This window comes from Sporosarcina sp. FSL K6-2383 (assembly GCF_038618305.1).
GTDB lineage: Bacteria > Bacillota > Bacilli > Bacillales_A > Planococcaceae > Sporosarcina.
Map to the genome: position 1 here is coordinate 2,961,529 of NZ_CP152017.1, position 23,462 is coordinate 2,984,990.

Sequence of the window (23,462 nt, forward strand, 5' to 3'; positions counted from 1 at the left end):
TATCATTTCGAACGTATTCTATATTTCAATTTCTCTAATCAATAAAAAAGAAAGTTCACTTTAAATAAGTAAACTTTCCTTTAGCTCGATTATCCCATAAAAGGATTTTTTTAATCATGTCCATTAAATCTAACTCCCTAAGAAGCTTAAATTGTAAATATTTGTGGAAGCACCTATAGATTACAGTCTGAATTGCTGAATAGATCTTTGTAAATCCTCTGCTAAATGCGCAAGTGATTCACTGGCAGCTGAAATCTCCTCCATTGTTGCTATCTGCTCTTCTGATGCCGCGCTATTTTCCTGCGATGCCAAAACACTCGTCTCAGCCACTCCATGTACATTGACGACAGAACTAGAAATGGATTGACTAATGGAAGAAACCGCTTCTACAGAACGGTTTACTTCAGTTGCATTTTTGGCTACTTGCTCAACCATTGTCTCAATTTCACCAAATATATTACTCACTTCCTCAGTCTTCATAAGACCATTTTGCACACGCTCAGTTCCTTGTTGCATGGAGACTGTTACATCCTGAATCTCATGTTGAATTTCATTCACCATGCTATAAATCTGTTCTGCAGAAATACGTGACTCCTCCGCCAGCTTCCGAACTTCATCAGCTACAACTGCAAAGCCTTTACCAGATTCTCCTGCACGCGCTGCCTCAATAGCAGCGTTCAATGCTAGTAAATTGGTTTGGTCAGCAATATTCGTAATCATCTGCACGATATTGCTAATTTCTTTTGATTTGCCATCTAAGTTTCGCACCGAATCTGCCGTTAATTTCACAGCATCGGCAATAGAAAGCATTTGGCTATTCACTGACATGACCGCAGTTGTTCCCAGTTGTGTCTTATCAAATGCACCCTGCGATTGCTCGTTCATCTGTACACTGCTCTTGGCAATTTCCTGCATATTCAACATCATTTCTTCAATAGAAGTAGATATTTCATTAACACTGCGAAGCTGGTTATCAGCACCATCGGCTGATTGCTGCGAGAGATTAGCTACTGATTCAGCAGCAGCCATACTTTGCTGGGCACTAGCGGATAATTCTTCAGAACTAGCTGATACTTGTTCACCAGAATTTTGTGCACCATCTACAACTTCACGAAGTGTCTTATGCATATTATTTAATCCGACAGAAAGTGTTGTAATTTCATCACGACTAATGCTAACAAGTGGCTCACTACGCAAATCACCATCTTCGAACTCCCTCATCCGATTAACAACAATTGTTAATCGACGAATCATTGATTTGCTGAAAAGATAAGTAATGAGCACTGCGATGATAATACTCACCGCAATTAAAATGCCACTCAAAAGAAGAGTGCTCGCATACACTTGCTGATTTTCTTCCTTGATTTTCTCCGCAAGTTGTTCATTCAGCACTACTAATTCATTGAAATACCTCATAGACTCATCAAAAATAATTTTTTCTTCTTTAATGCCTTGTTCAGCCTCTATCCAGTTGCCATCTCTCATTAGTTGAATATTCTTGTAAGCGCGTTCATTAAATAACAACCAATTACGCTTAAATCCTTCAAACGTTTCTAATTCCTCCAAATTCAAATTAGTTTCTTCATACTCCTGAATCCAAGTCTTCATTTTTTCCAAATTAGTCACTGCTCTTTCCAGCATGTTAGTATCTTTAAATGCTAGAGTTGTTACCATTTGAGTACGTATATTTTCTGCATCCTTACCAATTTTAATAAGGTATGTAGAAGGAACCATTCCATTCGTGTACATCGTTTCACTATTTTCATTTAACTGTTTTATTTGAACTAAGTTATAGATATTTAATGAAACAAACACTACAATAACGCCACCAAATGCAAGTAGCATTTTCCCGAATAATTTCATTTAAAATTCACTCCATCTCATAAATTTCTTATCTACATTAGAACTAATTACTCATAACTATATCACCATGGTTGCATTTTAAAAAACTAATGATTAAAATTTACCCGAATTATCAAAAAAGTATAACAAACAAGAACATCCTGTTTAATAGTTCGTACAAATCATTTTGATAGTTCCTTCGATGAAGACAGTGAAATCTAGATAAATCTACTGCAGATTAGCTATCTATTAATTCACCCGTATTTGGTACCAAGGAAACAAAAATATTCCTTCCCTTCGCTTTTCCAGCGCACGGAAGGAATATTTTTGTTAGATTACTTCTTCTGAATGATCCATAAAGGTTAGTTGAACAATGTAGATAATCATACCTGCAGTGATGAATAAAAAACCCCATCCTAGTATTTTCTGCTCCAATTCTAAGTAGTTATTACATAATTGAATCGGTGAATCCACATACAACCAGCCCATTAAGCCAAACATTGAAATATAATTCAAAAAGATAAAACTTTTCCCTAACACTTGTAACTTATCCCAACTATCTCTTAAAGCAAGACCAGCAAGAGGAAGCCCTATAAATTTAAACAGTTCTATATACCATATCGCTAGCGCTTCATCCATCGCTCTTGGGAGCATCCAGTACATTGTTATAAAAACGATGAATAAAATACCTGGTATACCATTACCATTCCATTTCATGAAAAAAGAATAATATTTTTTTAAAACAGTTTGACCGACTAGCCAGCCTACAATCATCAGTAAAGGTATTTGAACAAGCATATGCAAAATCATAATGGATTCCACTAGAGAAATAACGGGGGGAACCCATAATAATATATACAAAACAATTCCAAAGATTGTTTGTTTCATATCCTTATGCCCCACTTCATTTCTTTAATTTATACTTAGCTCACTTCAGTCTCCTGTGTTGTGCTATTAATTGATGTTTTATTTCTTCCGAAAATATAACGAACAAAATGAAGAGCAAATATCAAAATACCAATAACTACAAATATGCCTGTGACAGCACCTACTTGGGCGGGTCCCATCCATTCCGGTAAATGTGTAGCAAAGCGTCTTGGTGTACTAATAGCACCTGAAACAAGGAATGACACACAAACACCAAACATAGATAGCGTATAGAGGATAAATGCAAACTTATCTAAGCCATTTGTCTTCAGTTGACTATCATTTTTCGCTAGGAAATACATAAAACCAAACATCATTGCAATGACGCCGAGCCCCATATACATATGAAAATGTCCAGGTACCCATTTCGTATTGTGCATGACATGGTTGACGACAATCGCTGAGTCAACAAGTGCCGGAACCACACCTGCAGTCCAACCAAACATAGATAGGAAGATTAAAGACGAAGCCATATCCCATTTAATGCCCGACTTATAGACAATCATCAATGCCCCATAAGCTGTAATAACCAGTACAGGCAAACCATTCGCATACGATAATATTTGACCAAGAATTAAAATCCATTTTGGCATTACACTATCCATAAGAAGATGGTGAGGATAGACAATCATTGTAAAGAGTGTTGACATAGTCCAAGCGATTAGAAATGGTTTATTGGCCTTCCAAGGTCGCCCTGTATAGCGAGATAAAATTTCATAGACTGCTATAACCGCCATATAAATAGTAGCATTAGCAAAAATATGTCCGAATGCATACGTCAAGTTTTTAGCTAGCAACGGGTTAAATGTAAAAGCGGGATTAACGACACTAATCATGTTGACAATAAGTACAGTTGCTCCAGCAGTCAGTGCTGATATATTAACGATTGTCACCATCGTACTTGCTACAACTGTTGTAGGCGGTGCATCCTTTTCAGCCTTCTTACCTGAAATAACATCCCAGCCAAGCCCTTTTCCAAGGCTTCCGTACTTTTTAATAATTGCTCGGCCTGTATCGATATAAAGCAATAGGAACCCTACACCTAAGACAAGCATTCCACCTAAGTAGAGTAAAGCACCTGTTGTCCCCCATGCCCCCCCTGATAATGCTGGAAGCGGATACAAGAACGTCCATGCACTGGCATATTCAAACGAGAATATCCCGATAATTGTCATGACGACACCTATTAAAAATAATACGAGATTAAGATTAAATATTTTCTTGGATAAGTCTACATAGTGACTGAGGAAATACCACATGATTGCGGATGTTGCAAGCGCCGCTGAACCAATCATAGCCGTGCCATGGATCGTTAAAAATTGATAAAAAGATGCTGCTGATAGTTCAATAAGTCCACCTTGTGATGCTAACATCAGGACTCCAAAAATCATTCCTACAATGACAACAGCGCCTGAAATGATCATTTGTGTTACAACTTTATCGTCCCTTGATTTTAACGATGTATATTTATGAGTAATAGCCATTCCTTGTACACTCCCTTTCTACTTCACTACAATTTGATCCATCATGACATGGTGTGCCAACCCACAGTACTCCAAGCAAAGTATCTTATATGTACCGGGCTCATCAAACGTTATATATACAACATTCGTATATTCCGGCATTGCTTGCGTCTGGGCTATTAAATTCATCTCTTCATCATAAATACCGAAACCATGCGTTGCATCTGCAGTTGTCACATGAAATTCAACAGACTGGCCAACATCAAATTCTTTCTCACTGATTTTCCAACCAAATTGGAAAGCCTCAACATCTACAATGACAGGCTCATTGCCTTCACTATAGACAGGCTGGTTGAAAGGTAACTCCCTTAACGTATAAACCATAACGACTATCATTAAAATAACGACAAACGTACCGTACACTTTTCGAATTTTGTACCACTTTTTCACGATAGGCTCATAATCTTGTTTTTGTGTCGACTTTATTGCAACAAAACCAAAAACGACTGCAATCGCCAAAATAAACACCAAACTCACTACCCACGCCACTGTTTGGACCATTGTAAAATCCTCCTTCATATTTTCACATAAAAAACACATTCTATACTAAACGGCTGACGAAGCCCGGCTTCTTCTAGTTAACGATTTTTCACATGTCCATACTGTGATAAAAATCACTACCTTTTCAATTAACTACCTTATAATTATGTATAATCAGTGAACGTATTTCTAATCTTGAGATAACTGCGCATGAAAGGAATCAACAAACTATGATTTACCTATTCAAACAAACAGTATCTAATCTTTTCTCAGGTTACTTTTCTGTCGTTATGGCAACAGGTGCTCTTTCCATTGCCTTGCACTTACTTGACATGCATGCAATTGCGCATGTGCTATTGCACGTCAATACTGCCGCCTATCTTATCCTGTGGATATTGACCATTCTTCGGCTCACTTATTATTTCCCCCGTGTAATTGAAGATCTTACAAGTCACTCTAATGGACCTGGTTTTTTCACATTAGTTGCGGGAACCTGCGTGTTTGGTAGTCAGCTCATTATCATCGCGGAAAACTATCAGTTAGCTAGCTATTTATGGGGACTTGGTATTATCCTTTGGTTAACGATTATGTATGTCTTCTTCACTGCCGTGACCATACGAAAAAACAAACCTGCTTTATCTGAAGGGATTAACGGGGCTTGGTTAATTGCCGCTGTGGCCACACAATCCATTTCGATACTTGGTACTTTACTGTCGGACCGTGTGACTAGCGGACAGGAAATTCTACTATTCATTACTTTATGTATGTTTCTCTTAGGCTGTATGCTTTATTTAAATATCATCACACTCATTTTCTACCGCTTCACTTTCTTAGAATTAAAACACGCTGCCCTCACCCCTCCCTATTGGATTAATATGGGCGCTGTTGCGATTACTACATTAGCCGGGTCAACATTATTATTACACGCCGATAACTGGCCACTTCTTGTTGAATTAACACCGTTCATAAAGGGATTTACATTATTTTTCTGGATCACAGGAACATGGTGGATTCCATTGCTATTTATCTTAATGATTTGGCGTCATATCTATCATCGCTACCCGTTAAAATATGACCCACAGTTTTGGGGCATGGCCTTCCCACTTGCCATGTACACAACAAGTACATTCCAATTATCCAAAGCTTTACAATTACCTTTTCTAGTCATCATTCCACGCTTCATGGTTTTCGTTGCCATCGCAGCCTGGCTTGCCGTATTTTTTGGCATGCTCCACCATCTTTATAGTTGTTTGAAAAGGTACCCGTTAATGAAATAAGAAAATGCCTACGCATATGCGCAGGCATTTTCTTATAACGGAAAGATAAGTGGAATCGCAATCATCATGACGATAAACATGATGATTTGCAATGGAACGCCAACTTTGACAAAATCGAAAAACTTATAGCCACCCGCTGTCATGACAAGTGCATTCGTCGGAGATGCGACAGGAGTTGCAAAAGCCATACTAGAAGCAACCGCGACAGCGATTAAAAATGTATATGGGCTAGCGTCCAAGCTAATCGCGGCATTCATGGCAATCGGTGCAAACAACACAGCTGTTGCCGTATTACTAATAAATTGCCCGAACACCATTGTGATAAAATAAATACCTGCTAGTACACCAATCGCTCCAAAACTACCAAGCATACTAATAATGCCTTCTGATAACATCACCATACCACCCGTTTTTTCCAAGGCAGTCGCCATCGGTAGCATCGCCGCAATGAGCACAATACTTTCCCAGTTAATTTTACCGTAAGCATCATCCATATTACGCACGCAGCCCGTCACAATCATTAATACAGCCCCGATTAACACTGAAATAACGGCTGGGAACACTTCAAAAATCATCAGTAGTACCATCAACAGCATAATGCCCCCAGCAATCGGCGCTTTACCATTTGCCGCCGCCATACTGGCATGTTCTTTCGGTTGCCCAACAACGACAACATCTCTCGTTTCTCTTGCCAACAATTCAATTTCATCCCACGAACCTTGTACAAGTAGCGCATCGCCAAAGCGCAAACGCTCCTTCGACATTTCTTTTAACACATATTCTCCACGTCGATTAATGCCAAGAATATTTAAATTGTATTTCTCTCGGAAGCTAATGCCTCGGACGGTTTCACCAATCAAACTAGAATGAGGCGTCAACAACACTTCTGCAATTCCAAACTGCTTAGATATTAACTCGTCTGCTTCTGACTCTTCCTCTTCAATCACTAGTAAATAATCCGCTACAAACTTTTCCATACTGTTCCATGCACCTTGAATTCGTAAAATATCCTTGGCTTGAATAATACTCGTCGGACCCGCCATTTCCTGATACGTCATCGGCAATAAATTGATTCCTTCCGTCGATTTCCGTTCAATGGTCAAAATACATAATTGGTAGGCTCCAGGAATCTTTAATTGCGCCAGACGCTTGCCAATCATTTCTGAGTCCTCCGGTACGCTCACGCGGAATAAGTTACCGCCTAATTGATAGTCAGAAGCTAGCTGTTTAGGTGACAGCTGATGCTCATCTTTCGAATTATTTCTTCGTTTTTCATTCGGCAATAAAATATTGCGAACGGCGTATAAATAAATGATCCCTACAACGACACCAATAATACCAATTGGCGTAATCTCAAAAAAGCCTAACTTTTCAAAGCCATTGTCCACCAATTGTTGACTGACAATTAAGTTTGGTGGAGAGGCAATAAGCGTCAGCAAGCCCGAAAAGCTTGCCATATACGATAGCGGTATTAAAAATTTCGAAGGACTGCTTTTCATACTTATCGCCACGCTGACGACAATCGGTAGCATTAACGCAACCGTTCCTGTGTTACTCATGAAAGCTCCGACAGCTGCTACAATGACAAGTAACAAAATGAATAATTTCTTCTCGCTATCTCCCGATGAACGTAACAAGACATTCCCTGCCATTTGGGCTAATCCGGTTCGTAAAATACCGGCTCCTACAATAAATAACCCCGCAATCATAATGACGACAGAGTTCGAGAAGCCGACAAGTGCTTCTGTCGCATCTAAAATTCCTGTTAAAACGAATGCCAATAACGCCAGCACCGCCACAAGATCCGCGCGCACTCGATTGCTCATAAATAAAATAATGCTAATGCCTAAAATGATAAATGTAATAATCAGTTGCACTGAACTCGAATCCTTTCTAATTATGACCGGCATACGTCGTGTTATGACCGCCATGGACTGTGTTATGCTCGACATGGGGTAGTTTATGACCGCCTTGAGCCCTGTTACGCTCGGCACGAACGGGTTTATGACCGGCATAACCTTACTTATTATTATTGTATACCAGCTACAAAAAAAGTGCCGGTGACAACGGCACTTTTTATTTTCTTTAGCAGGAACTCAGTTCCTGCTAAAGAAAATAAAGCCTCCGGTGGATGACACAAATTTTGAATGGAGTTAAGGAAGGCAGTCTAAGTTCGCGACGTCCTGTCGCACCGACTGCATAACCTACATCCTGTAGGCCCCAAGCGCAATTAAAAATTTGGACACAATCACGCCAAGGCGTAATTGATTGTTTATTCTTTATGTATCGCCAACCAAGGGCGCTCATTTTCCCAACGAATTGTCACGGGGACTTGATAGGTTGTCGAAAGATAATCATTCGTCAAAACTTCATGCTTCGGCCCTGCAACCACAATCTCTCCATCTTTCAATAGAAGTACATGTGTTATTGCTTCCACCAATTCTTCAATATGATGCGTCACATAAATGATATGACAACCATTTTGTACGACATCCTCCATTGCACTTAGAAATTGTTCGCGTGATAAAATATCCAAGCCAGAACACGGTTCATCCAAAATAAGCATTTTCGGATCACTCATTAACGAACGCGCAATAAGCACTCTCCTTTTTTCCCCTTCGGACAACTGATGATACGGCTTGCCCTTTAAAAACCCTAAACGCAAACTCGCCAATAACGCATCCGCCTTATCCCAATCCTCCTGTATCACCTGCTCATAAATCCCAAAGCTCGCAAATTTACCGCTAACGACTACTCGCTCCACCGTTTCACGATTAAAAAACTCAGCAAAACGCTCCAATGAACTACTAACAAAGCCGATCTTTTTACGCAACTCTGGTAAACTCGTTCGACCAAATCGATTCCCTAGCACAGTCACTTCACCTGATGACGGAAAATGATAGCCCGATACAATATTGAGCAAAGATGTTTTCCCTGAACCATTCAAACCAAGTATGCCCCAATGCTCATTCGGCTGAATAGACCAATTAATATCGCGAACGATTTCCTTATTTCCTCTATGTAATGAAACATTTTTCAATGAAACGATACTTTCCATAACTAAAATCCCCTTTGAATAATCAGATAACAATGATAATAACATCGTTTGAGTTATTTGAACAATGGCCACTTGTGCTCGAATTTACATAATAATCACAAATTCAGCATATATAATTTAGGCAAAAGCCATTTAAATAGGTCCCTGCCACTTCATTTGCTATACTTATCAAGGTAAATACGTAACGATAAAGGAGCAAATTTCATGCAAAATCTAACAGGTAAAACAGCGTTAATCACTGGAGCAGGTAGAGGTATTGGCCGTGCGACGGCAATTGCTTTCGCTAAAGAAGGCATCCATGTAGGGCTTGTGGGCAGAACAGCTGCAAACCTTGGGGAAGTGGCAAAAGAACTTAGCCAATACGGCGTGAATGTCACAATGGCGACTGCTGATGTGTCGGATAACGAATCCGTCATCGCCGCAGTAGAACATATCAAAGCAGAACTAGGTCCGATTGATATTTTGATTAACAATGCAGGTATCGGCAAGTTCGGTAAATTCCTTGAGCTATCACCAGAGGAATTCAAAAATATTATCGATGTGAACTTAATGGGCGTTTATTATGTCACAAGAGCTGTGCTTCCTGAAATGATCGAAAGACAAGCTGGCGATATCATTAATATTTCATCAACAGCTGGTCAAAAAGGCGCACCTGTCACAAGTGCATACAGCGCATCGAAATTCGGTGTTCTTGGACTGACAGAATCTCTAATGCTTGAAGTCAGAAAGCATAACATCCGTGTTAGCGCCTTGACACCAAGTACAGTTGCAACCGACTTGGCAATCGAAAGTAATCTTACAGACGGAAATCCAGACAAAGTCATGCAGCCGGAGGATTTAGCTGAAGTGATGGTGATGCAATTGAAATTACACCCACGTATTCTTGTGAAATCGGCTGGGTTATGGTCGACGAATCCTTAAGCCTGTTTATCACCATGTAACCCAAAAAGGTGTCCCGTTAGTCAATTTTCTGACCAGTGGGACACCTTTTCTATCACCTCGTCTCAATAATAAGGCGAAATCAAAATATACACGAGCACACCTGTAAAACTAACATATAGCCAAATCGGCATTGTCCAGCGAGCAATTTTCTTATGACGAGCATTTTCTCGATTCCATGCACGTGTGACGCTTGTCAGCGCAAGTGGTACAATAGCTGCCGCCAAAACAATATGGGTAATGAGAATAAAATAATAAAATCCTGCCATAAAGCCTTCTCCCCCAAAGGATGTCGAAGGTGCCAAGTAGTGATAGCTAACATACGTGATTAAGAACAAAAATGTCGTCGTAAACGCTGCGTAAATAAAACGCTGATGCACCTTAACGTTGCGCTTCAAAATCGCAACTAATGCACATAGTAAAAATACAAATGTGAAACTGTTCAAAATTGCATTCGTCAACGGTAAAATTGCTAGATCAGCTGCTTCGAAATTTTTCTCTCCTCGCATTCCGGATAATGCTCCGATTGCACCAATTAGAATGATAGATAGTGCAATAATAAACGGCTTATAATTACGTTTTTCAAACGGCTTACTCATACTATTTTTCATAGAAATAATCCACTCCAATACTTTTTTGAGACTATAGATTTTAAAGTGATGACTTATACATTCTACATGAAAAATAGCTACATCCCAATGAATAAGTGTTAGTCTTACGAGAATTAGAGGTAAACTAGTAAGTAGAAATACGATTGGTGGCGAATTGCGTGGATAGATTTCATTTAAAAAGAATATATGAGCCCTATGCAATAGAGGATGGCTATCGAGTATTGATAGACAGACTATGGCCACGTGGAATTTCGAAAGATGCTGCGCATTTGGCCGATTGGGCGAAAGGCGTTGCGCCTAGTAACGAGCTTCGACAATGGTTTGGTCATGATCCAAATAAATTTCTAGACTTTCGAGAAAAATATCTAAACGAACTTCATACTGATATTATTAAGATAAACAAAATAGCTGAACTACATCGATTAGCGCACATAATGCCCGTAACACTCGTATTCGCAGCCAAGGATTCCATTCACAACCATGCTGTTATCCTGAAAGAAGAATTAGAACGGGTAACAAAGTAACAACTAAGGTGCTGTGCTTTCATCACGTAAAAGCCCAGCACCTTCCTATTACCGCTGTCCTAAATAGCTGCCAGACTTACCATTTTTCATCGACAACTGTTTGGTTGAAAAAGGAACCAATCTTCCCTTCTCCTTCACCAAAGTAGCCATATAAATAGACGCCTCCGCTATAACCGCAAACAACAATGTTCCTACAGCGACATGGAGCATTGCCCAAACAATATCAATTGCTGTCACAATTGTTAAAACACCCAATATAACTTGGAGCGCAACTGTCACTAAAATAGTTATAAACCGTTTCTGTAATGGTGCACCCCAGCGTTTTGCGAAGGACCAATACGTTAACAACATACTATAAACGGCTAACACAATTCCTAAAAGTCGATGTGTCGTTTGGACAATCTCAGGACCAGATCTCGGTATAAGAGAGTCGCCACATGTCACCCAGCCACAGCTTGTCCCAATAAAATCATGTTTCACATAAGCGCCTACGAAAAAAATAGCAAGGACTAGGCCTAATAATACCTTGATATGCCTAGTTATTTTCCTTTGTTGCTGAGTACTGAGTGCTATACGCTGGATCACCATTCGTTCCGACGATCGTCGCCATATGACTAATACACACGCTAAGAACAGCATCGCTATAAGTAAATGACCCGCAATAATAAATGTTGGGAGATGAAACCATACAATAATCGCACCAAGTAACACTTGAAAAATAAGCAAAGCCACCATCCAATTAGCTGCTGTATTAACAGCTTTACTCATCTTCGCACGTTTAACTTTAGCAAAAAGAATAATGCTCAAAACACCAAGAATTGCCCCAATAACGCGATGTGCAAACTCAATGAGCGTTTCTCCTTGCAAAGTCGGAATCACTTCTCCATTACACAAAGGCCATTCCGGTCCACAGCCTAACCCTGATTGCGACGAAGCCACATATCCTCCGAACACAATTAAACCAAAAGTAATGATTGCTACCCAAAATGATAATCGCTTAATCGACACATTCATTCCCCCTACTTTACTAGTTTTCCAAAATTAGTATCCAACTTCCAACATTGCCAATAATCTTTTAAATTATAAGTGGCATATATGAAGTTTTTAAGTAGTTTCTAAATATTTTTAGAATTGCAATGAAGTGCTCCTGGCTGGTGTTTTTTCTTTAGTGTATAACTTTCTTCTTCATCGGTTAGGTTACTAACAAGATCCAATGAAAGGATGAGCGAGTTGAAAACAACATGGTGGAAGCTAATCATCGTCGTACTAGCTTGCCAATTCATCATCAGTGCTTGTAGCGATAAAAATACCGTTAAGGATAAACCTGATGATGACGAAAAACAATCCATTGGTGAACAATATGGCTTTACTTCTTTTGATATAGCGATTGATACGAAGGATAAAAAAGAAGCAGTGGTTGCTAACTTTGAGGAAAAGCCCGATAAGACAGAGGCTATGTATGGGAATAAAATAGAGGACACTTATTTGCACGGTGATCAGGCAATGGACAAGCTCGATGAAATCTTTCAGGAAATGGAGCTGACTCCTGATACAGATGATGAAGATTTGATTAAACAAACTGCAGAGGCATTCGAAGTTCTCGATTATAAAACGCTAAAATTGAAAGTGACATTTAAAGGACACGATACAAAAGAATTGATGATGACGAAGTAAAAATAGATACACAAGGAGAAACATCGTAGTAGGATATTTCTCCTTGTGTATTGTTTATTTGTTCATTAATTTGTAATATTTAGGGATAGCGTAATTAAATAATTGCGCTATAATTTTGGAGAATACAACATGAGCGGTTCTTTTTTTTCGGCACCTATGTGAAACTCTTCACAAACTTTTCATAATTTCTTCACACATTATAAAAATGAAGCGATCTAACAGAAGTAGCCGAACCCAATTCAACAGTATTCCTGATTGCAGCTTAGAAGATAAATAGCCGGAGGGAAATGAGATGAAAGAAACAATCGCGACATTTAGTGATATGGCCGTCTCCAAAATTAATTTATTAAACTCAAGTAAAGCTAGATACTTCACCGTGACTATGATGGCCGGATTTTTCGTTGGGTTAGGAGTCGTTCTAATTTATACAATTGGCGGAATCCTGATCCCATATGGTTTCGCTGGTACAAAACTTGTGATGGGAATGGCATTTGGGGTTGCACTAAGTCTTGTTCTTATGGCTGGGGCCGATCTTTTCACGAGTAATAATATGATTATGACCATCGGCACCTTGATGAAAAAAACAACCGGATACGACACATTAAAAGTATGGACCTATAGTTATATCGGTAACTTTGCGGGTTCCATACTAGTTGCCATGCTATTTTTCTATTCCGGATTAGCATCTGGGGCGACAGCTGATTTCATCACAACTACAGCTGGTAGCAAGATGAATACGCCATTTATGGAGTTAGTTGTCCGCGGGATTCTTTGTAATATTCTTGTCTGTTTAGCTGCCTGGTGCTCTGTCAAATTAAAAGATGAAACTGCAAAACTAATTATGATTTTTTGGTGCTTATTTGCTTTTATCACTTCTGGTTTTGAGCATAGTATTGCCAACATGACACTACTATCTATCTCACTAATGATTCCCCACCCCGAAACAGTATCGATGATGGGGTTGGCAGCAAACTTAGTACCCGTCACAATCGGCAATATCATTGGAGGTGCTCTATTTATTGGAGCAGCCTATTGGTATAGCAATACTAGCAAACAAGTTAAGATTCCTTCCTGAAATTTGCGGATGAGTAAATCCCCCCGAGTAACATGCAAATCGGGGGGATTTGATAAAGTTATTTTAAACAAAGAATAAATAGAATAACCTATTAAAATATCTTTTTTCGATCTCGCTCATCTTTTAATAGTTCAACTGATTCCCTAAAACGCAACGAATGAATATTTTCCCTCTCCCTTAAAAACCGCAGGGAATCATTGATTAATGGATCATCTGAAATATCGATCAGCCACTGGTAAGTCGCCCTCGCTTTCTCTTCGGCTGCGATATCTTCATACAAATCAGCGATTGGATCCCCTTTCGCCTGAATGTACGTTGCAGTGAAGGGTACCCCGCCGGCATTTTCATAAAAAAGAGCATGCCCATGGTTGACAAAATGTGCGCCAAGCCCCGCTTCTTCCAGCTGTTCTGGCGTTGCATCTTTCGTCAATTTATAAATCATTGTCGCCAGCATTTCAAGATGAGAGAATTCCTCGGTCGCAATGTCATTCAAGACTCCGATAACTTTACTTGGGACTGTATAGCGCTGATTCATATAGCGAAGCGCTGCAGCCAACTCCCCGTCTGCTCCCCCATATTGCTCCGCGATGTATCTCGCGAGCTTCGGATTGCACGTACCTACCTCAACAGGGTACAACAGTTTTTTTTCATAAACCCACATTGCGTATCTCCCTCCTCATCGTTGCCATGGCCAAGGTGTTGAATTCCAGCGCCATCCAAGTTCAATCGCTTGTTCAGTAGGAACTGATAGGAGAGATAAAGGTCCGTATCTATTTTCATATTGGCGCCGGACGTGAGCAGCCTCTTTAGTTGCTTCACGCCACTGACTGAGTGCCTCTGCATCATTGGGGTGTGTATCCGTGTACAAGGTCAGCTCAACTACAACAAAATCTGCTTGCTGTACGCGTAACATCATTTCCCTTTCTTCTTCAAACGCATTCATGAAATCCCCTCTTCCCGAGAAAATCCATCTGCCAACGAAGGCCAAAGTGTACCTTGACGTAGCGTTTCTTCAGGTGAATTTTGCGGTAGTCCAGGTGGCTGAAAATTCATGAAAATTTGTGGCGGTAAAACAAAAGTCTTCACCCAAATAGGCGGACACGGGTCAAGTGGCGAAACATAAGGCTTATAACTTCCTCGGAACATTGGACGTTCCAAATTTAATCACTCCTCGAACTATCATATGAAAGAACTGCCTGGTTGATTCAAATGAACCTCTTTTTTATCATTCGGAAAGTGATTAACCTACATATCGATCATTCAAAGACACCACTTCTAAGTAGTCTAAAGTCAACCTTAACGTTAACTTTCATTTCCTTATACATTTCATGCCATTTCTCTTCTGTCAGTTCAGAATGACGTACAGAGCTTCTATAAAGGTCACCGTATCCAAAAACATCTGAATCCATTTCTTGGCAGTAGGCAATTACCCTCGATATTTCACTCTCTAATTTCTTACCAATTGCTTTTTCGAATTTCACCATTTTTTCAGGGTTCTCGATATTAACATCCGGTCTTATTTCTAATAACCTTGCTTGTACTTTAAGATGTACATCAAATTCGGGCGTTGTCGGGTTAACTAACTTCACATCTCTTTGCGTTTTGATTGGATCAAACACCAAAAAAATTTCTTCGGGGTCCCCCTCTATTAATGATGCTGGAAAATCATCCCCTTTAATTTTTATTTCAAGTGTCCCATTTTGATAATCATTCCGACTTAGCTTTATGAAAAAACTATCCTCAATAGGAAGTTTACCTTTCATTTTATCCTTCCTAAATAAAGCAATACCAGAAATTGCCACAAGCTCCTCATCCTTTTTTATAATCGGCAAGGCAATGTCTCTACCTATGGAATAATAATCATAAGCTACTTCATGAAGTGTTGATGAAACCACTTGCTCACTTTTGATGTTCTGATCTAACAGCTTATAAATATGTTCACCAATTTCATCAATTTCCGGGTATTGATATTCAAGTAACGGTCTCGTCTCACCCTCCACCACTGCCAAAAGCATCCGCTCGCTTAACGTATGATTTTTCATAAGGGTGTCAATATAATGACCTATGCCATTTTCAGCAAACTCTTCACCAAACAATGTCCCCCTCAATTGTCCAGACATTAATTTTTCGGCTGCCCTATAATTTACTTTTACTCGTGTTCCTTGACTCGTTTCGTTTTCACTCGTAATAATTACAACTTTACTTTGTAATTCTGTCCCCACCTGGCGAACAACAGCTGTAGTCTCCACACTCTCCTCTTTTCCCATGTCGTAGCCTACCAAAGTAACTAAGCTCACCCTTTCAAGGATTTTTGTTTCCGTACATCCGACTAAACTAACGCAGAGTACTAGCAGTAGTATAAAAAAATAAATTTTCCTCATTCACTTTGCTCCTTATGTGATTTGAATTTCTTTTTTATAGCCGCTATTACGTATAAAAAGATGGGGTAAACAAAAATAATATAAAATGCCACCTTGCCAAAGTAATCATTAAACATATTTATTTGTGTTCGAGTTTTAAAAGTTAAACTTAAAACGAAGATAATCAATGAAAATATCCAGACGAATTTATTTGCATTTATCTTTACCATACGTCTGATTCCACGAAAAGCAGACCATATAAATAGACAGAGATTCGGTAAAATAATCAACATCCAAAAACAAACAACTATATATTCAACCCGTTCTATGAACGGCAATTGTACAATATTGAATAAAGACAAAGTTGCCCATATCGTTTTCGTTAATTGTTCTCCACTGAAGTACGATAAAGACACCAACATGATTACAAGATAAAGCATGGTCGTTACGAACAAACCAAGATGAATATGTTTTTTTGCATTCTCTTTATCTTTTACAAAAGGATAAATCACATATATGATTTCAAATCCTATAACGGTAAATGTCATAGACTTTGCACCTTTTAGTATTTCCGTCATATTGGCCTCCAAAATAGGCAGAAGGTCACTCAACTCCATAAACTTCACTGGAAAAATCAATAACGGAAAAAGCCATATGGAGAGAATAGTACTAAAAAAAGAAATGCCCACAATCACCCGTAGACCACCCGTAAACGTATAAATTACGATTAACAACAATGAAGCCGCCAAAAACCAGGTGGCCAAATCTGGAAAAACCCATGTTTGAACGACTTCAATATAGTTTCTCAACACTGCAATAAATGCAACTGAACAATAGATAATATAAAGTATATTAAAAAAGTTTCCAATCCATTTACCAAATACATCTTGATGAATACCATATAGATCATTTGAACCGTACATTTGTAACGTTTTAATCATGAAAAAAGCGATGATATGAGTGGCGAGACCTGCAAGAAGCACAGAAATCCATGCATCTTGCTTGGCATCCTGATATATAATCCGTTGAAAACCATGTATCCCAACACCAATTTGAGCTGACTGAATGATGAAAAAAAGCAAAAAAGCGTTAATCGTATCCTTAGGACTAATTTGTATAGAACTTTTCACTCATTTCACCTTCTGTTCATTTTTCTCAGGATTGATAGGTTCGGGCTCATACTTATCCGCATCTTCTGGTCTCGTATTTGAAGGTCTTTTAAATGTAAATGGCAGTGGGAATCTGACAAGACTATCGCGCCAATCAATTAGTCGCGGAGGATAAAAAGGTGCTGTATATGGGGATCCCAAACTAGTTTGGCGCAAAAGATGAATTAAAATAAAACAAAGCCCCAGCATAATGCCATAAAAGCCCCAAAATCCTGCCAAGAATATTAACGGGAACCGAATAATTCTGATAACATTCCCCATCATGTAACTTGGTGTTGTAAAGGATGACAATGCCCCTAAAGCAACAATAATAATTAAAATATTGCTTGTAATCCCTGCTTGCACAGCTGCCGTTCCAATAACGATACCGCCAACAATACCAATGGTCTGACCAACCTTTGTCGGTAATCTGACTCCAGCTTCTCGAAGCAACTCAATAATAATCTCGATAAGCAATGCCTCTAGTAAAGGTGGGAAAGGAACCAAGGCCCTTGATTCACTTAGTGTGACTAAGAGCGTTTCCGGAATAACTTCATAATGAAATGTTAAAGCCGCTACATATAAAGGTGTTAAAAATACAGATAGGACGACAGCATTGAATCTTAATAACCGGACAAATGAAGCAATCTGCCATCGAAGATTGAGATCTTCCTGACTTTGGAAGAACTCAATAAATGAGTGGGGGCAAACAATTGCAAAGGAACTTCCATCTACGATAACCCCCAATTTCCCATTCAATAGTTCAGCGCAAAGCTTATCTGGTCTTTCTGTTAGCAACATTTGCGGAAAAACAGATAACGAGTTGTCGTCTATTAGTTGATTGAGAATCGAGCTATCCAATACCGAATCAATCTCGAGATCAGTAATCCTCTGCCTAAGCGTATTTACCATTTCATCGGAAGCAATACCTTTAACGTATAACAGCGCAATCATTGTTTTCGATCGCTCTCCAACGATTATACTTTCATTGCAAAGATCCCGATTTTTTATATATCTCCGAATCAAGGAAACATTCGTTGACAGGCTTTCATTAAACGCGACTTGTGCACCAATTACCTGAGATTCGTTTTCTGGTGCTGATAAAGCCCGCGATTCATTGGTAGGGATACTTGCTAATACGACTTGCGAGTACCCCTCAATATGAATAAGTACGGTCCCATCCATCAATGCAGTAATCGCCTCATCTAGGTTAGAAGATAACTTGACCTGAGCGATTGTTAGGGTCGATAGGATACTTTCTGGTGAGGCATCCTTACTTTTGAATAAATCCTGGATAATGTGATCTTTTAGTACTTCACCATCCACTAAAGTGTCTATATAAGTGAGCGTTAGATTCGGTGGAATTGATTTAATATTCAAATCAGCTGAATGATGAACGGCAGTACTGACCATCTGAGTGAAATCATTCTTTGAGAGGGGAACTACGCTATCCGTTTTTCCTTCAATTTCTTTATTCTTTTCACTTGCTTCTGCAGACTGTTTTTTTGTGAAAGTCGAATTGAACCTTTTACGAAACACACTATTCACCTCATTACTAACTTTGTTTCTAAAATTGACTTAAAAAAGATAATCTATACTCCCATCTGAAATTTGATGTATCCCATATACCATTTTTCATTGACAAAAATATGTTCCTAACTACTATTCAATCGTCTAAAAAAAACCGATCCAACGAGCTGGATCGGTTTTCTTGTGTGCTATAGACCAAGTGAAACATACTTTACTTCTACATACTCCTCAATGCCTTGGTGGCCGCCTTCACGGCCTAGGCCACTTTGTTTAAAACCTCCGAATGGTGCTTGTGGTGTAGATGGGAGTCCATCATTCAAGCCGATGATCCCGTATTCTAGCTTCTCGGTTATTCGAATGCCCCGCGTAATGTTCTCTGTGAATACATAAGCTGCCAGTCCATAAATCGAATCATTCGCTCGTTGAATGGCTTCCTCTTCCGTCGAAAATGTACTGATTGGTAAAACAGGTCCGAATGTCTCTTCTTGCATACAAATCATGTCATCCGTTATGTTCGTCATAATCGTCGGTTCAAAGAATAAACCGCTTTTTTGTGCGCCGCCAAGTTTAACGGCTGCCCCCTTACTTCGTCCATCATCGACATGCTGCTGTACTTTTTCAACCGCAGAAGCGTTGATAAGTGGACCAATATCCACGCCTTCATCCAATCCATTACCGACCTTCAACAGCTTTGCTGCTTCCACAAGTTTGTCTGTAAATTGCTTAGCAATCGATTCGTGCACATAAACGCGGTTAATACAGACACAAGTTTGACCTGCATTGCGGAATTTCGCTGCCAACACGCCCGCTACCGCCTTGTCCATATCGCAATCTTCCATCACAATTGCCGGCGCATGTCCACCTAGTTCAAGAGATACTTTTTTCATCGTTTCCGCCGCACCTTGCATTAAGGTCTTACCGACTTCCGTCGATCCCGTAAATGTTAGCTTGCGGACTCGTTTATCTTGCAGCCACGCTTCCCCAATTTTTTTAGAATCCCCCGTCACAATATTAACGACTCCATCTGGTATACCCGCCTGCTTAGCCAATTGGACTAATTTGATAGCCGTCAGTGGTGTTTGCCCCGCTGGCTTTATGACAACCGTGCACCCCGCCGCTAACGCTGGCCCCACTTTCCGCGTAATCATTGCCGCCGGAAAATTCCACGGTGTAATGACCGCGGCTACTCCTACAGGCTGCTTATGAACAAAAAGACGCTTATTCCGCTGTGTAGCGGGTATTATTTCACCATAAATCCGCTTGCCTTCTTCTGCATACCAACCCATAAACCCATTAGCATAATTGATTTCCCCGCGTGCTTCAGAAAGCGGCTTCCCCTGCTCTTGCGTCATCGTCGTCGCCAAATCCTCAGTCTTCTGCTTAATCAAATCATACCAGTTGCGAATCAATTCACTGCGCTCATAGGCCGATAAACTAGACCATTCCTCAAATGCCATGTAGGCAGCATCGACAGCCAAAGTCGCCTCTTGACTACTCCCTCTTGGAACAGTCGCAAATACTTGCTCTGTTGCTGGGTTACTTACTTCTATAACGGGCAGCTCATGGCCAACTTCTTCACCATTAATGATCATGTGATAGGTTTTCAATTTTTACTCACTCCTACTATTTTCATTATGAATCAAATAATATTTCTCCAATCCCCTGTTCATAGGCGGCTGCGTTTTGCCATTCTCAAAATTGCTACCTGTATGCCTAAATTCATCAGTACAATCATCGGTAATGTCAACACCTGTATAAACAAAATTCACTAACTGCTTTTTATTCATTCTTTATCAACACATTCTTTTCATTCTCGTTCAATACTTTTAAGAAATTTTTCTAAAATTACTGTATATACCTCTGGTTGTTCATTATGAACTAAGTGAGCCGCGAATGGCACGACCGCCATATGGAAACGGTCATTTTTTTTCCGATAGTTAAGAGCCCCACTCACTTCATGCCACATTCCTTCCCCTACGATTATTAGGGCTGGACATCGAATACTTGAGACATCACCTGTTTCATTAAACGGATACCAGTCAACTTCCTGTGACTGCCTTATAAAACTTTGCCAATTTGACAGATGCAGTTGATTAAAGTAATTAACTGATTCCCTATTTTCAAGAACAGCCATTTGCATATGTGCATCAATAAGCTGTAATTCATCCCAATTATGAGGTTTTTCCGAAGTGATCCCAGACAATGTCAGACTGCTTACCCTATCAGGAAATCGCTTTGCGAAAACCAAACCAACAAGCGCACCTAAAGATCCTCCGACAATATGTGTTTTTTCAATTCGAAGAAACTCTAACGTATCTTTTAAATCCTTCGCAGAGTCTTCGAAAAAATTTACAATATCAAATTGATCAACATTCGATCTACCATGTCCCCGTAAATCAGGAAGTATGACTTTATAATTCTTACTGAAATGCTCGCATTGATAAATAAAATCACTTTCCCCCGTCTGCAATCCAGAATGAAGAAATACAATCGGTTCGCCTTCACCGATAATATTTGTGTGTAAAATCATTCATGCTTTCCCCCACTTCTCCCAAAACCCTAACTGGATTTCCTGAATAATTTCATATATAATGGACATATACTAAAAGAGAGAAATGCGCTAACATTTCTCCCCCAACCTCTACCATCAGGGTGGTGGTTGTCAAAACTTATTCTTTGTCCTGAGAACCATCCACTTGCTTCTGACGGCGCGGGGTGGTTTTCTTGTTTTCCAAAATGTTTTTTCGGAAAAGAAAAGCACTTGTTTCACGTATGATTCCCTCAAAACCTCCTTTAGAAGATCAAAAAATGTCTCCATAGTTATCACCTCCTTCCCTTAAACAGAAAAGAAGCACGACAACTACCACCCTCACAATATTCGGTTGTCCATCAATTCTATCATATTATGATTAGTGATAGAACATACTATCCCCTATCTGTTACAATAAAAGAAATACATCATGACATAGGAGGACTATTTATTATGCGTAAAAACATAGTCGCCTATCTTACCCTCGTTATTGGTTTGCTTATTTTTTCTGGTTGTTCACATGACAGCATCGAACCTACAACTAAGATAGACGACAAAGAGATAGATAATAGCGACATTCAAAAAGTGGATCAACAAGCTACTAGCCAGTCAACATTGAAAGTCCATTACATAGATGTTGGACAGGCTGATGCAACCTTACTGCAGCTCGTTGATCAAAATGAAACCATGAATCTACTCATTGATACAGGTGACTGGAACGCAACTGATGTAGTCACTTACCTTTATTCGAAAAATATCAAAGACATTGATATCGTTACGGTGACGCATCCTCATGCCGATCATATTGGGCAGTTGGAGAAAATCATTGAGGGTTTTTCTGTGACAGAAGTGTGGATGAATGGAGAAACTGCGACTTCTCAGGTGTTTGCGAACTCACTAGAAGCCATCGAAAAGCGTAGCATTGACTATTATGAACCCGAAGTTGGAGATGTTTTTGACATCGGACCACTCGAAATAACTATTCTTCATCCGGATTCTTTAACAGGCAATACTAATAATAATTCACTCGCTATGCGACTACAATATGGAGAAATTTCGTTCCTGTTCACTGGGGATGCTGAACAGCTGGCTGAAAACGCAATCCTCGCTAGCGGCGCAAACATCCAAGCGAACATTTTACATCTTGGACATCATGGCTCTAATACATCTAGCACATCTGATTTCTTACAAGCTGTTAATCCAGAAATTGCGATTTACTCTGCTGGCGTAGATAACTCCTATGGGCACCCTGATGTTGAAGTTGTTGATCGAATCAGTGAACGTGATGTACCGCTTTATGGCACAGATACACATGGCACGATTATTGTGGAAACAGACGGTAAAACTTATACAGTTATGACACAAAAACAAGGAACACTATCTCAGCAATCAGTTGGTAAATCCTGTCTGGATATCAACACTGCTAATGCAGAAGAACTTCAAGAAATTACACATATCGGACCCGCCTTCGCAAAGGCATTAATCGAACTGAGACCTTATCGTACTGTCGATGAACTCACCAACATTAAAGGTGTGGGTCCCGGACGCTTGCATGATATTAAATCGCAGGGACTTGCCTGCGTAGGAGGCTAAAAGCATGTATTCAGGCTATCTCGATCGATTTACAGATACGAATGACGCACTTATTCTTGTTGATGCACTGCAACAGCAATTTCATGTTCCAGCTGACTTGTTGCCCACTGATAGTACTGTGGGAACTTGGTTGCTTGTCGACATTGAAGAGGACAACATTGTTTCCATACAAATAGATGTGGACAAAACACAGGCGATTACGAATGAAGTTGAAGAACGGATGCAACGATTAAAATCCAGAAAGTCTAGTAGATTTAAACGTAGTTGAAAGTCAGGTGCTCACACAACGTAACGACGATTGCCACGAAGTTCACAACGTTTCCGACGAACTAGACAACATAAACGCGAAACCTAACAACGTTTTACTCAAA

23 protein-coding genes are annotated in these 23,462 nt (G+C 39.7%); 7 read left to right on the forward strand and 16 right to left on the reverse strand.

Going from position 1 to position 23,462, the window contains the following annotated elements:
- Positions 1-180 precede the first annotated feature (180 nt).
- The 4 genes from MKZ10_RS14820 to MKZ10_RS14835 form a co-directional block, all read right to left on the reverse strand.
- Positions 181-1,863 carry a HAMP domain-containing methyl-accepting chemotaxis protein gene (locus MKZ10_RS14820; protein ID WP_342505708.1) on the reverse strand — a complete coding sequence of 561 codons (1,683 nt, stop codon included), beginning with the start codon at positions 1,861-1,863 and terminating at the stop codon, positions 181-183.
- Between the two features lie 309 nt (positions 1,864-2,172).
- Positions 2,173-2,730, reverse strand: coding sequence for a hypothetical protein (locus MKZ10_RS14825; RefSeq protein ID WP_342505709.1), 558 nt, complete (start codon positions 2,728-2,730; stop codon positions 2,173-2,175).
- 35 nt (positions 2,731-2,765) lie between these two features.
- Positions 2,766-4,253 (reverse strand): cbb3-type cytochrome c oxidase subunit I, encoded by a 1,488-nt coding sequence (locus tag MKZ10_RS14830; protein WP_342505710.1) that lies wholly within the window; start codon positions 4,251-4,253, stop codon positions 2,766-2,768.
- An 18-nt stretch (positions 4,254-4,271) separates the two neighbouring features.
- Positions 4,272-4,793 (reverse strand): cytochrome C oxidase subunit II, encoded by a 522-nt coding sequence (locus MKZ10_RS14835; protein WP_342505711.1) that lies wholly within the window; start codon positions 4,791-4,793, stop codon positions 4,272-4,274.
- A gap of 209 nt (positions 4,794-5,002) precedes the next feature.
- Between MKZ10_RS14835 and MKZ10_RS14840 the strand changes: the two genes are divergently transcribed.
- Positions 5,003-6,049 carry a tellurite resistance/C4-dicarboxylate transporter family protein gene (locus MKZ10_RS14840; RefSeq protein ID WP_342505712.1) on the forward strand — a complete coding sequence of 349 codons (1,047 nt, stop codon included), beginning with the start codon at positions 5,003-5,005 and terminating at the stop codon, positions 6,047-6,049.
- Between the two features lie 32 nt (positions 6,050-6,081).
- Here MKZ10_RS14840 and MKZ10_RS14845 read toward each other — a convergent pair whose 3' ends face one another.
- Both MKZ10_RS14845 and MKZ10_RS14850 read right to left on the reverse strand, forming a co-directional pair.
- A complete protein-coding gene (locus MKZ10_RS14845) occupies positions 6,082-7,959 on the reverse strand; it encodes an SLC13 family permease (protein ID WP_342510236.1) in 1,878 nt (625 codons plus the stop codon).
- Between the two features lie 362 nt (positions 7,960-8,321).
- The gene (locus MKZ10_RS14850; protein WP_342505713.1) at positions 8,322-9,107 is read right to left on the reverse strand and encodes an ABC transporter ATP-binding protein; all 786 of its coding nucleotides are present in this window, start codon (positions 9,105-9,107) and stop codon (positions 8,322-8,324) included.
- 204 nt (positions 9,108-9,311) lie between these two features.
- On the opposite strand from MKZ10_RS14850, the gene MKZ10_RS14855 reads away from it, so the two are divergent.
- The gene (locus MKZ10_RS14855; RefSeq protein ID WP_342505714.1) at positions 9,312-10,028 is read left to right on the forward strand and encodes a 3-ketoacyl-ACP reductase; all 717 of its coding nucleotides are present in this window, start codon (positions 9,312-9,314) and stop codon (positions 10,026-10,028) included.
- A gap of 83 nt (positions 10,029-10,111) precedes the next feature.
- Here MKZ10_RS14855 and MKZ10_RS14860 read toward each other — a convergent pair whose 3' ends face one another.
- Positions 10,112-10,657, reverse strand: a complete 546-nt coding sequence (locus tag MKZ10_RS14860) for a DUF420 domain-containing protein (protein WP_342505715.1) — start codon at positions 10,655-10,657, stop codon at positions 10,112-10,114.
- A 158-nt stretch (positions 10,658-10,815) separates the two neighbouring features.
- On the opposite strand from MKZ10_RS14860, the gene MKZ10_RS14865 reads away from it, so the two are divergent.
- Positions 10,816-11,181 carry a DUF488 family protein gene (locus tag MKZ10_RS14865; RefSeq protein ID WP_342505716.1) on the forward strand — a complete coding sequence of 122 codons (366 nt, stop codon included), beginning with the start codon at positions 10,816-10,818 and terminating at the stop codon, positions 11,179-11,181.
- Positions 11,182-11,229: 48 nt separating this feature from the next.
- On the opposite strand, the gene MKZ10_RS14870 is transcribed toward MKZ10_RS14865, so the two are convergent.
- A complete protein-coding gene (locus MKZ10_RS14870; protein ID WP_342505717.1) occupies positions 11,230-12,189 on the reverse strand; it encodes a COX15/CtaA family protein in 960 nt (319 codons plus the stop codon).
- 222 nt (positions 12,190-12,411) lie between these two features.
- Here MKZ10_RS14870 and MKZ10_RS14875 point away from each other — a divergent pair, with 222 nt between their 5' ends.
- Both MKZ10_RS14875 and MKZ10_RS14880 read left to right on the forward strand, forming a co-directional pair.
- Positions 12,412-12,855 carry a YusW family protein gene (locus MKZ10_RS14875; RefSeq protein ID WP_342505718.1) on the forward strand — a complete coding sequence of 148 codons (444 nt, stop codon included), beginning with the start codon at positions 12,412-12,414 and terminating at the stop codon, positions 12,853-12,855.
- Positions 12,856-13,147: 292 nt separating this feature from the next.
- Positions 13,148-13,930, forward strand: coding sequence for a formate/nitrite transporter family protein (locus tag MKZ10_RS14880; RefSeq protein WP_342505719.1), 783 nt, complete (start codon positions 13,148-13,150; stop codon positions 13,928-13,930).
- Positions 13,931-14,021: 91 nt separating this feature from the next.
- Here MKZ10_RS14880 and MKZ10_RS14885 read toward each other — a convergent pair whose 3' ends face one another.
- The 8 genes from MKZ10_RS14885 to MKZ10_RS14920 all read right to left on the reverse strand — a co-directional run bounded on the left by MKZ10_RS14885 (position 14,022) and on the right by MKZ10_RS14920 (position 21,498).
- The gene (locus MKZ10_RS14885; protein WP_342505720.1) at positions 14,022-14,591 is read right to left on the reverse strand and encodes a manganese catalase family protein; all 570 of its coding nucleotides are present in this window, start codon (positions 14,589-14,591) and stop codon (positions 14,022-14,024) included.
- A gap of 15 nt (positions 14,592-14,606) precedes the next feature.
- On the reverse strand, positions 14,607-14,873 hold the full coding sequence (locus MKZ10_RS14890) for a spore coat protein CotJB (protein ID WP_342505721.1): 267 nt from the start codon (positions 14,871-14,873) through the stop codon (positions 14,607-14,609).
- Entirely contained in the window at positions 14,870-15,088 is a 219-nt protein-coding gene (locus MKZ10_RS14895) for a spore coat associated protein CotJA (protein ID WP_342505722.1), read from the reverse strand. The genes MKZ10_RS14890 and MKZ10_RS14895 overlap by 4 nt, the downstream gene beginning before the upstream one ends.
- 98 nt (positions 15,089-15,186) lie before the next feature.
- Positions 15,187-16,311: a Ger(x)C family spore germination protein gene (locus MKZ10_RS14900; protein WP_342505723.1), complete on the reverse strand. Its 1,125-nt coding sequence runs from the start codon at positions 16,309-16,311 to the stop codon at positions 15,187-15,189.
- Entirely contained in the window at positions 16,308-17,420 is a 1,113-nt protein-coding gene (locus MKZ10_RS14905) for a GerAB/ArcD/ProY family transporter (protein ID WP_342505724.1), read from the reverse strand. The genes MKZ10_RS14900 and MKZ10_RS14905 overlap by 4 nt, the downstream gene beginning before the upstream one ends.
- Positions 17,421-18,977 (reverse strand): spore germination protein, encoded by a 1,557-nt coding sequence (locus tag MKZ10_RS14910; RefSeq protein WP_342505725.1) that lies wholly within the window; start codon positions 18,975-18,977, stop codon positions 17,421-17,423.
- Between the two features lie 179 nt (positions 18,978-19,156).
- Positions 19,157-20,575, reverse strand: a complete 1,419-nt coding sequence (locus MKZ10_RS14915) for an NAD-dependent succinate-semialdehyde dehydrogenase (RefSeq protein WP_342505726.1) — start codon at positions 20,573-20,575, stop codon at positions 19,157-19,159.
- A 200-nt stretch (positions 20,576-20,775) separates the two neighbouring features.
- Positions 20,776-21,498 carry an alpha/beta hydrolase gene (locus MKZ10_RS14920; RefSeq protein WP_342505727.1) on the reverse strand — a complete coding sequence of 241 codons (723 nt, stop codon included), beginning with the start codon at positions 21,496-21,498 and terminating at the stop codon, positions 20,776-20,778.
- A gap of 453 nt (positions 21,499-21,951) precedes the next feature.
- Here MKZ10_RS14920 and MKZ10_RS14925 point away from each other — a divergent pair, with 453 nt between their 5' ends.
- Positions 21,952-23,091, forward strand: a complete 1,140-nt coding sequence (locus MKZ10_RS14925; protein WP_342505728.1) for an MBL fold metallo-hydrolase — start codon at positions 21,952-21,954, stop codon at positions 23,089-23,091.
- Positions 23,092-23,095: 4 nt separating this feature from the next.
- Complete coding sequence (locus MKZ10_RS14930) at positions 23,096-23,359, forward strand: DUF3006 domain-containing protein (RefSeq protein WP_342505729.1); 264 nt, start codon at positions 23,096-23,098, stop codon at positions 23,357-23,359.
- Positions 23,360-23,462 lie beyond the last annotated feature (103 nt).